The sequence below is a fragment of the Umezawaea tangerina genome, from assembly GCF_003002815.1.
Lineage (GTDB): Bacteria > Actinomycetota > Actinomycetes > Mycobacteriales > Pseudonocardiaceae > Umezawaea > Umezawaea tangerina.
Map to the genome: position 1 here is coordinate 174,095 of NZ_PVTF01000005.1, position 12,679 is coordinate 186,773.

Here is a 12,679-nt window from a genome sequence, read left to right on the forward strand (position 1 = left end):
TCGGGCCCGTCAGCCCCGTGGCGTGTGCATCCGGTCGACCTTCACGGTGAGCAGGACTCGCTGCTGCTGACCGCCGCCGAAGTCGGGGTAGGGCCGGTCGAGGTACTTCCGGGACAGCTCGTCGATGTGCTCTCGGGCGCCGTCGGTGGTGAGGTCCACGACGCTGCCGCGCAGGGCCCAGTACCGCGACGGTGCGGCGGGGTCGGCGATGCCGATGGCGATGCGCGGGTCGCGGCGGAGGTTGCGCGTCTTCTGGTGGGTGTCGACGGTGTTGATGAGCACGTGCTCACCGTCCGTGCCCGCCCAGGTCTGGGTGATCTGCGGGGAGCCGTCGGGCATGAGCGTGGTCACGAAGCAGATCGCCTTGGTGTTGAGAACGGCGATCAGGTCGTCGGGCAGTGCGGTCATGGGCTGTGCCTTCATCTCTTGGGTCGTTGTAGAGGTGGCCGATGACCGCCTCGTCCGGCGGGTCGTCGGACAGGTCGGCGTGGCGCATGCCCGCCAGTGCGATCCGGAGAGCCCGCCGCCACAGCCGCGGGTCGACGGCGCGGGAGGCGTCCATGACGCTGCCCACCATGACGTGCACCGCGGCGAAGTCGGCGGGCGTCGCCCCGGCGGGCAGCCGACCCGCGCGGACGGCCCGGTCGATCAGGTCGGCCACCAGCGGGGTCATCCGCTCGTGCGCCCGCCGCACCAGCTCGGTGGCCTGGTGGCGGCTGCGGAGCAGCTCCCCCAGCCCCCGGCTCCCCGACTCGACCTCCAGCTGCCGTTCGAGGAACCAGCAGAGCCCGGCCCAGGCGTCCTCGTACCGCCAGGCCTGCTCGGCGAAGCCGATCACGGTGTCGATGTGCTCGCCGAACAACGCGTCGAGCAGGTCCTGCCGCTGCGGGAAGCGCCGGTACACCGTCCCCATCCCCGTGCCTGCCGCCCGCGCGATGTCCTCGTACGAGACATCCAGCCCTTCCACCGCCATGCGCTCGTAGGCCGTGCGCAACAGCAGCCTGCGGTTGCGCTCGGCGTCGCGGCGCAGAGGTGGGGCGGGGTCGACCACGTGCCGGAGCATATCCAAGTGGAAGAACTATTCCAAGTTGAAGACTTCTTCCGCTTTCTGCCTAGGACGGCGCCGTCCCGCCACGACCACCCGGGAGCACCCGATGCCAGTCCCCGATCGACGGGATCGACGTCCACTTCCTGCACGTCAGGTCGGCCGAGCCGGACGCGGTGCCGCTGCTGCTGTGCCACGGCCGGCCCGGCTCGATCCTGGAGTTCCGGCACCTGGTGGGCCCGCTGACCAACCCGGTCGCCCACGGCGGCGACTGGGGCGCGGCCGTCGTCGAGCGGATCACCCGCAAGGCGCCCGAGCGGTGCCGGGGCGCGCACTTCACCCTGCCGCTGCTGTTCCCGACCGAGCAGGAGGTGGACGAGGCGACCGAGGAGGAGCGGCGGATGGTCGCGCGCGCCCGGCACTACGAGGACGAGCTCAGCGCGTACGCCACGCCCGGCGGTCCCCCGGAACCGAACCCCGTTCCCGCCGGGTTCGCCATCTTCCCCGGCGAGGCCGTGCAGGCGTCCCGACGCTGGGCCGAGCGGCGCTACGGGACTGTCCTGCACCACGCCCGACTCGAGCGCGGCGGCCACTTCGCCGCCCTCGAGCAGCCGGACGTCCTCACCGACCGGATCCGCACGACCTTCCGACCGCCGCAGACCTCCTGACCACGGCTCGGCCGCCGTCAGAGGTCCAGCCGCCCGGCCCGGTGCAGCGTCTGCACGGCCTGGACGGTGGCGTAACCGCGCCACTCCAACGCGGCCGCCGGGGAGAAGGAGGCGAAGTCGACCACCCAGCCACCGTCGTCCAGCTGCCGTCCGGCGAGCCGGTCCAACTCGGACTCCAGCACACCGGGACGCAGCAGAGCGCTCGCCGGTGTACCCGGCACCGGCGCGAAGTTGAGCGCGCGCATGGTCTCCCCCTCGCTGCCGCCGTCGACCGGGACGAGACCGGTGTCCGGTACGAACTCCCCCAGCCGCTCCAGGAGGTTCGCGGCTTCCGGGTAGCGGTCGTGGGCGGCGTCGAGGAAGCGGATGGCGAACGACAGCGCGATCGCGTGCGGCCGCTCCCGCACCGCGGCGATGGCCTCCAGGCAGTACCCGGTCGCCCGTTCCAGCCACGGGTGCGCGGCGACCGCGGGGTCGTGCGCGGCGACGCGGTGGGCGACACCGGCGGCGAACGCGGTGCTCTGCAAGGTCGACACCGACGGGTCCGCCTCCGCCCAGAACGTCGCGCACCCCGCGGGGTCGGCGACCGGCAGCGCGAACGGCAGCCCGCCGTCCGGCAACGTCACCGAGTCGAGCCAGTCGCACAGCTCGACCGCGCGCGGAGTCGTCAGCGGCGCGACGTCCTCGAACACCTCGAAAGCGTGCAGGGCACCCGCGGGCTGGCTCTCCGGAGCACGCAGGTCCGGTTCCAGTCCCCAGCCGTAACCACCGTCGGGGTTGCGGTAGCCGTCCACCGCGGCCAGCACCGCGTCCGGACCGGTCCGGCCGACGAGCAGGTCGAAGCGACGGCGGTCGAGCACCCGACCATGACAGGCCAGGAACGCCGCGGCGCGGGAGAGGTCAACAGTCATGACCCCAGCATGACCAGTCCGCACGCCGAGGTCTTGAATGAAACGGACGTGCGCCTGTCGTGTCGTCGGGTGCCGGGTCAGACCTCGATCACGGTCTTCCCGATCGTCCGCTTGCCCTCGACCAGCTCGTGCGCCTTCCTCATCGTGTCCGCGGTCAGCCCGTGGAGCACCGTCGTGGTGATGGGGCGCACCCTGCCCGCGACGACGTCCTGCCCCAGGCCCGCGAGGATTCGGCCCTGGCCGCCGACGTCGTACCCGGCCGTGACCCTGCTGAAGACCATCTCGGTGTGCAGCGACACGGACTTGGCCGCGAGCGGGCCCAGGTCGAGCGGGCCGGTCGGGTCGACGACCGAGAGGTATCCGAACGGCCTCAGCACCTCGGTGATCCAGCCGATGTTGCCGACGGTCCCCGCGGTGGACAGCACGAGGTCGACCTGGTCGACACCGGCGTCGCGGAGCTGGGCGGGCACGTCCGCGGTGTGGTCGACGACCACGTCCGCCCCCATGCCCGTCGACCACTCGCGCGACTCGGGACGCGAGGCCGTGCTCACCACCAGGGCCGACGTCCGGCTCTTCACCAGCTGGGTCGCCAGCGTCCCCACACCACCGGCGCCGCCCACGATCAGCACGCGGTCGACTCCCGCCGCCAAGCCGTCCCCGTCGCGGAACAGCGCCTCCCACGCCGTGAGACCACCGATCGGCAGCGAGGCGGCGTCCACAAAGGACAACCGGTCCGGAATCCGCGCCACCACGCGGTGATCGACCGCGACGCGCTCCGCCCAGGCACCGTCGCGCGCCATGTCGCCGGTGCCCATGACGCGGTCGCCGACCGCGAAGCCCGCGACAGCGGGTCCCACGGCCTCGACCACCCCGGCGAACTCCCAGCCCAGGACGAGCCGCCCTCCGGCCTCCGCGCCGCGCAGCCGCCGGACCATCGCCTCACCGGGGTTGATCCCGACGGCACGGACTCCGATGAGCAGGTCCTTGTCGCGCAGCCGTGGTTCCGCGACGTCGACCAGGTCGACGGCGAACGCGTCGAGCGCGTGGGCCTTCTCGTAGGCGAGTGCCTTCATCGAACGCGCTTCCCTTCTCTTCAGTCCTGCTTGAGGGCGTGCAGGGCCGAGAGCGGTCCACCGCCGACCTGCATCAGCCGACCGCCTTCCCGCAACGACCCGACGTCCACCGGCGCGAAGCCGATCCCGTCCGCGACCGCGCGAAAGTCCGACTTCGCGCCCTCGTCGTCCCCGGCGTAGAAGAGGAGCTGGCGACCTTCGGCGTGCCGGGGGTCGGGGGTGATGTACCGGGCGAACAACGTGTTGAACGCCTTGACCACACGTGCACCCGGTGCGTGCCGGGCCACGAGCTCACTGCCCGTGTCCGAACCGAGGTCGACGTAGTCCGCCTGCGCCAGGCCGGTGATCTGGTTGCTGGTGTCGACCAGGATCCGACCGTCCCACGTGGACACACCGGCCAGCGCTTCGGGAATGTCCTGCCACCTGACGGCCAGGAACACCATGTCGGCCGCCGCCGCCTCCGCGACCGTTCCGGCCGTGGCCAACGGCCCCAACCGCGCCACCACGTCGGCCAACGAGGCCGGACCACGGCTGTTGCTCAGCACGACGCGATGACCCGCCGCCACGAGATGCCCGGCGATCCCCTGCCCGATCGTGCCCGCTCCGATGGTTCCGAACTCCATGAACGCCCTCCCCGAGGTACGCCTCCGCCTTTTGATGTCATCCGACATCAAATTAATGATGACCATCACCATCAATACTTGTCAAGCCGCGGAGCCCGAACGGTCCGGGGCGCGGTTCCGATTGGCGAGCACGCTCGACGGACGTCCACCCGCGGCCCATCGGGTATCCCGATGCCGCCGCACGGCCGTATCTCCCCACCACACCGAGGTTCCTGACTACTGCGCCGTGCCCCTGAACACGGCACCTACGAAAGGAACCCCGCAGTGCGATTACTCAGACCCGTCCTGGCGGCCCTCGCCGCCGCCTCCCTCACCTTGGCGATCGGCGCGGCCCCGGCGAACGCCTCCGACCCCAAGCCGGACAACACCGGCAAGGCGAGCGGCCAAGGCGTCGCGCCCGCTGACGCCGGCCGCAGAGCCCCGGTCGTCAGCCAGGCGGTCGACGTGGCGTCGTCGACCATCCAGACCCGGATCGTCGACTACGTCAAGACCCGCGGCACCAAGTACACCTTCGGCGCCTACGCCGACCCGACCAGCGGCAAGGTCGTCGTCGAGACCGACGCCCCCGGCGACGTGGTCGCCTCCCTGGTCGGTTCCTACGGGACCGTGGTCGACGTGCGCAAGCACGAGGTCAGCGACATCTTCAGCCGCCGCGACGACGTCCCGGCGTTCTGGGGCGGCGCGGGCATCACGCTCACCGCGCCGAGCGCCCGCTGCTCCTCCGGCTACACCGTGCAGAACTCCGCGGGCACCCGCTTCCAGGTGACCGCGGGCCACTGCTTCACCGACGGTCAGACCGCCGTGACCGAGCTGGGCGGCCTGACCGTGGGCACCATCAGCGGCAACGGGCTCCCGTCCCAGGACATGGAGCTCATCAGCGGGCAGTCCTACGGGCCGTTCATCTACCTGGGCGGCGTCGACAGCACCACCGGCGCGCACGTGCTGTCCGCGGGTGACCCGGTGGTCGGCTTCACCGACTACTGCCACAGCGGCCGCACCACCGGCGAGAACTGCGGCCACACCGCCACCAGCGTCACCGCCACGGTCTGCACCTCCAGCGGCTGCAAGTCCCCCGTCACCGCGTTCACCGGCGGGAACCTGCCGCAGGGCGGCGACTCCGGCTCGCCGTTCTACGTCGGCAGCGTGTCCGCTCCCGACAAGCACATCCGCGGCCACGTCATCGCCATCGGCGGCGGCACGGCGTACGCGGAGCTCTGGAGCCGCGTCGCCGCGCGGTTCGGCGTCACCATCGCCACCTGAGCACGGGGCCGGGGGTGGGTGGAGCCACCCCCGGCCCGCTCACGTCACGTCGAGCGACCACGGCCCACCGACCGCGACCACGCCCTGGCCGCCGAGGTTCACCGACACGACCGCGAACACCTGGTAGGAGCCAGCGGCCAGCGGCTCGCCGCCATCGCACTCCCGCAGGCTCCCGGTGGCCGGGAAGTCCGCACTCGCACCGGCGGGGAGGTCCAGCGGCTTGGCCACCAGGTCCTTCGGCAGCGGCGCGCCCACGACCTTCCCGTCCCGCACGACGACCACGTCGGCCAGCTCGGACGTGTCCCCCTTGAGCGCCTGCCCGTTGTTCGTCACCGTCACCGTTCCCGCGAACGTCCCACCACCCCGCTCGACACTGCCGGGAAACCTCCCGGTCAGCGCCAGAACGCCGGTGGCGGTGAGCCCGTCCGCCCGTTGGCCGCAGCCCGGAACCGCCTGCACCACATCACCTCCGCCGGTCTCGACCGCTCTCCCGCACGCCGCCAGCACCACGGCGGCCACCACCACACCCACAGCCCTCCGCCACATGCGCACCACACTCCCGCCTGCCGGACGGAACAGACCCCTTCGGCCGTTGCACAGCACGGGAATCCGGGCACGCCCGTGCGGCCCCTTGGTCGCCACCGACTTCCGGAGACCGGACACGTCGGTGATCGAGCCGGCGCGGCGCACCACGACCTGGCAAGGTGTTCGCGATGGCGGAAGACGCGAAAGCCCGCAAGGCGGACCCGGTCCTGCGCGATGCCCATCCGGAGGACGTCCCGGCGCTGCACCGGTTCGGTGAGGAGCACATCCGCCCCCACTACACCCCGCTGATCGGCGCCGACGCGGCCGAAGGCCAGGTCCGCAGCTGGTGGAACGAGACCTACCTGGCCAAGGTCGTGGCCAACGGCCAGGTGGTGCTGGCCGAGGTCGACGGCGACATCGCCGGTGTCGGCGAGCACGGACGCCGAGGTGCCGACCACGTGGTCTACAAGCTGTACCTGCACCCCCGGCACCGCGGCAGCGGCCTGGGCCCGCGCCTGCTCGACGCCCTCACCGCACACCTGCCCGCCGACGTCGACCGGTTGCACATCGAGCACTTCGCCGCCAACGAGCGCGCGGGCGCCTTCTACGAACGCGAGGGCTTCACCGTGGAAGAGGTCGAACCCAGCCCCACCGGCGACCCCGCGCTCGCCGTGGTCTGGCGCTCCCGCCCGCTGACCGGCCGGCGGTGACGGGATCTCGCACCCGGTCCACCGGTGACAGCGACAACGCCACATCCGCGCCTCGTCGAACGCGTAGGGGCGGCGCGAAGAGCCGGTCGCGCCGCCCCCGTTCGTCAGCCCGTGGTGATCTGCTGCTTGGCCAGGACCTTCGCCATCAGGTGGCGGGTCTCGTCGAACACGTCACGGGGTGTGCCCGCGGACTTGCCAGGTCCCCACTGGCCGATCTTGCGGGCCACCGCGGTGAGCTTGGCGTTGCCCGGCTTCACGTCGATCTGGAAGTGGCCCTCCTTCGGCGACTTCTTGAAGTCGCCTCCCCACCGGACGACTCCTTCACACTCGGCGAGGATGTCACGCACGACGGCGAGCTCGTGCGGGAAGAAGTTCCCCTTCACCCCTGTCGGGTAGAGGTCCGGCCGGATCGCGAACGCCGTGCCGGACAGGTAGTTCGACTCGAACGGCGCGCCGCCGCCGGTCTGGGTGACCTGGTCGGGCAGCAGTGGCGCGATCTCGTAGTGCAAGCGGCGTGCGACGTGCAGCAGCACGGTGGCCACGTCGCCGGAGCGCAGTGCCGCGGTGGCACCCGATCCCTCGACCCTCAGCCGCACGATGTCCTTGTGCCGCAACGGCCAACCGTTGGCCGACACCGATCCTTGCGCGGTCGCCGCTGCGGCGGGCGCGAAGCCGATGGACACGGCCGCGGCGAGGCCGCCCGCGACGCCCAGGAACCGACGGCGTCCCCACGTTCCCCCGGATGGTTCGTTCACGTCTTCCCCCTGTTGGCTCTCTGCACGATGACAACGACGGTGAACACGACCGACAACGCCAGGAGGGCGAAGAAGAGCGGGTTCACGTAGGGCGGGACGAGGTCGTAGTTCGGGTTGCAGGGGTTGGAGAGCGGGAACAGCGACGACTCGTTGTAGGCCGTGGGTACCCAGGGTTGGCCGCGCCCACGGCACGTGTCCTCGATGTCGGGGACCGCGAGCGAGTTGAAGAACCCCCACACGTACATGGCCACCGCCCCGAACAGCGACCACCTGGCCACACGGCCTGCCTTCATCATCGTCCTCGCTACTCGGGTCATCCGCGGGACAGCCGCTCGACCGCGTCAGCGTATCCCTGCACGAACGGGTCGAGCTTGTAGTCCGGCATGTCCGTCGGGAGTGTGACGACGCCGCCCGACAGCAGGATCGCCGCGCTCTGCAGCCCGTACAGTTCGACGTCGCCGTGCAGACCGTTCAGCATGTTCTTCGCCGTCGTGAAGACGTTCTGCGCACTGCCGCCATGGCGGGTGAGGTAGAACTGCCTGAACCTCGTCGCCGGTCCGGTCCCGGTCATGTAGGCCGCGATGACGTCGTCGATCCTGCCGCCGGCGCGGGCGGCGGTCCCGATCAGCTGGCCGTCGCAGTCCTGGATGTAGTCGGTGAGCGCGAACGTCGACTCTACGTTGAGCTTCGCGAACCTGGCTTCGACGAAGAGGTATCCCGAGGCGTACGAGCTCTCGGCGTAGCGCCATTCGCCGTAGAGCGTGCACAGGTCACCGGCCCAGCCTCCGAAGTCCCCCCTGGTCGACGCGGTGCCGGGACCGGTCCCCTTCCGGTAGACCGCGTGGGCGGTCGCGGCGAGGTGGTCGAGGTTGACGCTCAACCTGGTGGCCGGGTCCAGGAAGCTCCGGACGGGGTTGGCCACCCTCTCGTTGACGTAGCGGACCCAGGCCTCGTCCACCGAGCCGATCAGCAGGGTCCACCCCGTCCTGACGCCGTCGTACTTCGGGTAGCGCAGGTACTCGAGCACCCGGTCGGTGGGGTCACCGCCGTAGGAGACCGCCAACGAGTAGAGCGTCCTGGTGAAGGCGAGGAACTCGTCGAGCGTCGCGTCCCGGCCGTTCACGTTCTCCGGACCGCAGCCGGGATCCGTGCCCCGCCAGACGTTGTTGTCGAGCGGGAACGAGTCGCTCGACGACGGCTCGAAGAAGAACTCCTTGATCTGGGTGAACGCCCAGTTGTCCGGCATGGGGAAGCCGAGGTTGCCGGAGAAGCCGTACGACATCCCGGAGACGAACGAGTGCCGCGCGTACGACTCGCTGCTCACGCGGCTGCACACGTTGCGGGACCCGTACACGCCCTGCACGTACCGTCCGCCCCGCGACCGCAGTCCGGCCGCGACGCCGTTGAAGTACGGGACGATGTTGCTGGTGATCTCCTCGCTGGTCGCGTCGTAGTCGACCGCGAAGTAGATCACCGTTCCGGCGTTGAAGCCGTAGCCGACCGCACGCCCGTGCGCGAGCAGCGCGTGGTCGTACCCCTTCGACCAGCTGAAGTCCTCGAGGCCTCGGCCGTAGTACTGCGAGATGGGGAACACGCGCAGTCCCGCCGCGAAGATGGCGGCGAGCTCGCCGGGCTGGAGCTCCTTGTCGAGCGACTCGTCCGGCGACTCGTCGAGGTAGCGGCCCACGACTCGGTAGCCGGCGTTGAACAGCCGTGCGCCTCGACCGCCGAGGATGTGCCTGCTGGTGTCGCACGCGGAGACGGGCCGGTCCGGATCCCCCATCGACACCAGCAGCTGCGCCCAGGTGCGGTAGTCGCCGACACCGCTCTCCTCCAGCAGCGAGAAGCGCTGGAACATCCTCACCCAGGAGGCCAGGTCGTCGTCCCACCGGTATTGGAACCCCGCCTCCGTCGCGCCGCCGTCGGGCCTGCGGATCGGGCTGTTGAAGGCGCAGGCCGAGCTGAACAGCTCCACCCAGCTCTGCGACGAGCCAGGACCGACGGGGTTGCGGGCCAGGCCCGCCTGGGTGCCGGGGCCGAAGTTCCCCGTGGCGTTGTCGTCCGGGATGCCGACCTCGTACTGGATCGCCTTCATCAACGCCTGCTGGACGTCGCGCGAGTAGATCCCGTCGCAGGGGATGACGAAGAAGGTGGACCGGTTGAGGTACTTGCCGTTCAGCCACCGCTGGATCGTCTGGACCCGCGGCCGACCGCCCGACAGCATCACGTAGGCGTCCATGTTGAGGATCGCCTTGAAGATCTTGGGGTCGACGGTGCCGTCGGAGCCGAACAACCCGATGTCGGTCTTGAGACCGCTCACCGCACCCGCGGTGCCCGAGTGGAACCTGCCGGTCTGGGTCTCCCCCGCGTCGTAACCCTTGCAGAACAGGCCGTGCTGGATGATCCGGACGATGTTCGCGTTCCTGCTGTACCCCTGGCCGATCGGCCCCTGGGCGGCGATCAAGCCCATGGTGGTCGGGCCGAAGGTGTCGGACAGCTCCGTGATGCCCAGTTCGTGCTGCAGTCCGCGGGTGAGCGAGAACATCGTCGCCCACCCGGTCCTGCCGTTCTCCTCGCACCTCTCGTAGCCCGGCACACCGGTGTACGCGGCGTTCACCCACTGCTGGGCCTCGAGCACACGCTGATCCATCGTCCCCCCAAGGTCGGTCGCCGCCATTCGTGATCACGGCAGGTGCTGGGGAGGTCGCGGTCGTGCCCGGTCGCGGGATCAAGGCGCACCGACATCGCGACGGAAGCAGTCCACAGTGGACTTGCCGACGCCGGTGCGTTCACCTCTACCCCGGAACGCACTTCTTCCGCGGTAGGAGTTCGCGCGGCTTCGACCGCGCCGGCTCGTCGGTCCGGCGCACACAGGTCTCGCCGATCGCGGAAGTCAGCCTTCGTCGATGCCCCGACCGCGGATGATGCCCCCCGTTTTCGTTCGCGGGCAACGGTTCCCGTCACCCTGCGATGGCCGCCGAGCCATCACGGACACACCTCCCCAGGTGCCGTGATGATCTGTGACCACCTGATGACAGCTAACCGCGTGCCGGTAGGCGAGTCAACCGCCACCGGCGTCGTTCGTGGCGATCATCGGACGAGGCCGCACCGGAAGGTCTGGCGCTGCCGTCAGACGCGCTTCCTCGGAGGGCCTACGAAGGTGTGCCAGGGTGTGACCTTGTCGATGTGCACGACGGCGTCGAACGCCACGAGGGGGTTGACCAGCTGCTTGTAGGCGCCCTGCTGGGTGCCGTCGATCCGGGCGAAGCGGTCGGCCACGGCGCCGTCGGCGGGGACGTCGCGCAGGTCCAGCAGGGCGAGCGGCTCGCCCGCGCTCGCGAGCAGGACGTCGAGGCTGCCCGGTTCGGTGAACGGGGCGACGTCCTCGTGGAACACCTCGGTGTGGCCGGGCGGCCCGTCGACCAGGGGGCGGTGGCTGAACACGCGGCCGCCGTTGTAGGTGGTCGCGATGACCACCATCCGCTCACCGAGCGAGCGGGCCAGGTGCTGGCCGAGCATGACCTGCTCCTCGGTGATGATCGGGGGGACGCGGTACGGCCAGCGCTGCACGTGCCCGTTCGCCGCCGCGATGACGACGCGGTCCTCCCGGCCGAGGATCCACTCGACGTTGTCGGCCATCGCGGCGTCCCGGACGTTGGCGCCCCGGTAGGTGCGCTCCGGCGCGGCGGCGATGTTGGCCAGGAAGGCGTCCGCGTACCTCGCGTTCACCGCGCACTGCAACGCGATGTCGGCTTTGGTCGGGTCCACTGTGGAGTACGGGACGCGCAGCGCGCGAAGGCGTTCGGCCAGCTCGCTGATCCGGGCGGTCAGTTCGTGGCGGTGGGCGGCACCGAGGGCCAGGTAGGCGTGGATCGCGGGTGCCGCCCAGGCCAGTCCGGTGCGGTCGGAGGGGAGGTAGTCCAACAGCGGCACCAGGTTCCGGCCGACCGCGGCGGCGTACTCCGGGTCGGCCTCGTCCAGGAACCCCAACGCGGCCAGGACACCCGGCAGGGCGGACGCGCTGGAGTCCGGCACGTCCATGCCGTAGAAGCGCAGCTTGCGGTCGTGGGTGAGGTTGTGCTCGCGCATCCACAGCAGCTGGTCGCGCATCTCCGCGCACTTGCCCATGTGGTAGGTGATCCCGTCGCGCAGCAGCGCGTCCAGGTCACCGCCGCCGCCGAGCACCCAGTCGTGGACGGCCCAGCCTTCGGGGAAGCCGGACTCCATCGCGAACGCGGTGAACCCCATCTCCTCCGCCAGGAACCGAGTCACCAGGTGGCGCAGTTGGTAGAACTCGTGCACCCGGTGCGTGCTCTCGCCGATGGCCACGACCCTCGCGTCACCGACGATGTCCCGCAACGGTTCGAGCTCGCGGTAGCTCGCGTCTCCCGGCTCGATCGTCCTCAGGCGGACGATGTTCTCCCGCAGCCATCCGGTGATGTCGATGTCCATTCCCCGACCGTAGAACCTGACGCGACGTCAGGATCAAGCCCGACAACACCCCCGGTCACGACACCGTCTCCCCCAACGCCGCCACCACCAGCCCGTAGGTCTCCTGCACCTCCCCCACCACGCTGCGCACCACCACCGCCCCCGGACGCATGCGCACGACCTCCAGCAGCCTGTCGTACATGCCTTCCAGCACGACCGACCCGCCGTTCACCCCGATCAGTCGGAAGTGGTGGCGGACCCACGGGTCGACGCTGCCCCGAGCCCGGTGGTTGAACCGCTCCACCGCCACCGCCCGGTCGTCCAGCAGGACCACCTCGACGAAGTCCGCCCCGTGCTCGCGCACGAACCCCTCGAACGACTCGACCTCCTCGACCTGCCCGAAGAAGTGGGGCAGCACGACATCCCGCCCACCACGCAGATGAGCCGCCACCATCGCCCGCCCAAGTTCCCACACCACCGGCCACGTGTCGGTCTCCTCGTCCTCCCACCCACCGACCAGCCGATGCAGGCCGTCGATGTCGAGGTGCAGGGCGCCGGGATGCCGATCGACGTAGACCGCCGCCAACGTCGACTTGCCGATGCCGGGCGGGCCGTTCAGGTGGATGAGTCGCGCCACCATGTCCACCTTATCGACAAGATCCACCCACCGCCCCCACG

At 70.5% G+C, this 12,679-nt stretch carries 14 protein-coding genes; 3 read left to right on the top strand and 11 right to left on the bottom strand.

Annotation, left to right across the window (positions count from 1 at the left end; all coding sequences use genetic code 11):
- Positions 1 to 9 precede the first annotated feature (9 nt).
- Positions 10 to 351 (bottom strand): TIGR03618 family F420-dependent PPOX class oxidoreductase, encoded by a 342-nt coding sequence (locus CLV43_RS18315; RefSeq protein WP_170155883.1) that lies wholly within the window; start codon positions 349 to 351, stop codon positions 10 to 12.
- Positions 287 to 1,051: a TetR/AcrR family transcriptional regulator gene (locus CLV43_RS49310; protein WP_245886637.1), complete on the bottom strand. Its 765-nt coding sequence runs from the start codon at positions 1,049 to 1,051 to the stop codon at positions 287 to 289. Before CLV43_RS49310 ends, CLV43_RS18315 begins: the two co-directional genes overlap by 65 nt.
- Positions 1,052 to 1,167: 116 nt before the next feature.
- Between CLV43_RS49310 and CLV43_RS18325 the strand changes: the two genes are divergently transcribed.
- Positions 1,168 to 1,713 (top strand): epoxide hydrolase N-terminal domain-containing protein, encoded by a 546-nt coding sequence (locus tag CLV43_RS18325; protein WP_106188432.1) that lies wholly within the window; start codon positions 1,168 to 1,170, stop codon positions 1,711 to 1,713.
- A gap of 17 nt (positions 1,714 to 1,730) precedes the next feature.
- Here CLV43_RS18325 and CLV43_RS18330 read toward each other — a convergent pair whose 3' ends face one another.
- The 3 genes from CLV43_RS18330 to CLV43_RS18340 form a co-directional block, all read right to left on the bottom strand.
- Entirely contained in the window at positions 1,731 to 2,624 is an 894-nt protein-coding gene (locus CLV43_RS18330; protein ID WP_106188433.1) for a hypothetical protein, read from the bottom strand.
- A 77-nt stretch (positions 2,625 to 2,701) separates the two neighbouring features.
- On the bottom strand, positions 2,702 to 3,697 hold the full coding sequence (locus CLV43_RS18335) for an alcohol dehydrogenase catalytic domain-containing protein (protein WP_106188434.1): 996 nt from the start codon (positions 3,695 to 3,697) through the stop codon (positions 2,702 to 2,704).
- Positions 3,698 to 3,717: 20 nt separating this feature from the next.
- Entirely contained in the window at positions 3,718 to 4,320 is a 603-nt protein-coding gene (locus tag CLV43_RS18340; protein ID WP_106188435.1) for an NADPH-dependent F420 reductase, read from the bottom strand.
- A gap of 264 nt (positions 4,321 to 4,584) precedes the next feature.
- On the opposite strand from CLV43_RS18340, the gene CLV43_RS18345 reads away from it, so the two are divergent.
- The gene (locus tag CLV43_RS18345; RefSeq protein WP_106188436.1) at positions 4,585 to 5,580 is read left to right on the top strand and encodes a chymotrypsin family serine protease; all 996 of its coding nucleotides are present in this window, start codon (positions 4,585 to 4,587) and stop codon (positions 5,578 to 5,580) included.
- A 39-nt stretch (positions 5,581 to 5,619) separates the two neighbouring features.
- Here CLV43_RS18345 and CLV43_RS18350 read toward each other — a convergent pair whose 3' ends face one another.
- Positions 5,620 to 6,111 carry a hypothetical protein gene (locus tag CLV43_RS18350; RefSeq protein ID WP_106188437.1) on the bottom strand — a complete coding sequence of 164 codons (492 nt, stop codon included), beginning with the start codon at positions 6,109 to 6,111 and terminating at the stop codon, positions 5,620 to 5,622.
- 182 nt (positions 6,112 to 6,293) lie between these two features.
- Here CLV43_RS18350 and CLV43_RS18355 point away from each other — a divergent pair, with 182 nt between their 5' ends.
- Positions 6,294 to 6,815: a GNAT family N-acetyltransferase gene (locus CLV43_RS18355; RefSeq protein WP_106188796.1), complete on the top strand. Its 522-nt coding sequence runs from the start codon at positions 6,294 to 6,296 to the stop codon at positions 6,813 to 6,815.
- A 104-nt stretch (positions 6,816 to 6,919) separates the two neighbouring features.
- Here the strand turns inward: CLV43_RS18355 and CLV43_RS18360 are convergent, their stop codons facing one another.
- The 5 genes from CLV43_RS18360 to CLV43_RS18380 all read right to left on the bottom strand — a co-directional run bounded on the left by CLV43_RS18360 (position 6,920) and on the right by CLV43_RS18380 (position 12,638).
- Entirely contained in the window at positions 6,920 to 7,570 is a 651-nt protein-coding gene (locus CLV43_RS18360; RefSeq protein ID WP_106188438.1) for a M15 family metallopeptidase, read from the bottom strand.
- Positions 7,567 to 7,863 carry a hypothetical protein gene (locus CLV43_RS18365; RefSeq protein WP_146174798.1) on the bottom strand — a complete coding sequence of 99 codons (297 nt, stop codon included), beginning with the start codon at positions 7,861 to 7,863 and terminating at the stop codon, positions 7,567 to 7,569. Before CLV43_RS18365 ends, CLV43_RS18360 begins: the two co-directional genes overlap by 4 nt.
- 20 nt (positions 7,864 to 7,883) lie before the next feature.
- Positions 7,884 to 10,220, bottom strand: a complete 2,337-nt coding sequence (locus CLV43_RS18370) for a glycoside hydrolase domain-containing protein (protein ID WP_106188440.1) — start codon at positions 10,218 to 10,220, stop codon at positions 7,884 to 7,886.
- Between the two features lie 479 nt (positions 10,221 to 10,699).
- On the bottom strand, positions 10,700 to 12,022 hold the full coding sequence (locus tag CLV43_RS18375) for an erythromycin esterase family protein (RefSeq protein WP_106188441.1): 1,323 nt from the start codon (positions 12,020 to 12,022) through the stop codon (positions 10,700 to 10,702).
- 55 nt (positions 12,023 to 12,077) lie between these two features.
- Entirely contained in the window at positions 12,078 to 12,638 is a 561-nt protein-coding gene (locus CLV43_RS18380) for an AAA family ATPase (RefSeq protein ID WP_106188797.1), read from the bottom strand.
- Between the last annotated feature and the right edge of the window lie 41 nt (positions 12,639 to 12,679).

Bases quoted from the DNA above. Each gene is read 5' to 3' on its own strand.
- CLV43_RS18330 (WP_106188433.1), bottom strand. From the start codon at position 2,624: ATGACTGTTGACCTCTCCCGCGCCGCGGCGTTCCTGGCCTGTCATGGT.
- CLV43_RS18335 (WP_106188434.1), bottom strand. From the start codon at position 3,697: ATGAAGGCACTCGCCTACGAGAAGGCCCACGCGCTCGACGCGTTCGCC.
- CLV43_RS18340 (WP_106188435.1), bottom strand. From the start codon at position 4,320: ATGGAGTTCGGAACCATCGGAGCGGGCACGATCGGGCAGGGGATCGCC.
- CLV43_RS18355 (WP_106188796.1), top strand. From the start codon at position 6,294: ATGGCGGAAGACGCGAAAGCCCGCAAGGCGGACCCGGTCCTGCGCGAT.
- CLV43_RS18365 (WP_146174798.1), bottom strand. From the start codon at position 7,863: ATGAAGGCAGGCCGTGTGGCCAGGTGGTCGCTGTTCGGGGCGGTGGCC.
- CLV43_RS18370 (WP_106188440.1), bottom strand. From the start codon at position 10,220: ATGGATCAGCGTGTGCTCGAGGCCCAGCAGTGGGTGAACGCCGCGTAC.
- CLV43_RS18375 (WP_106188441.1), bottom strand. From the start codon at position 12,022: ATGGACATCGACATCACCGGATGGCTGCGGGAGAACATCGTCCGCCTG.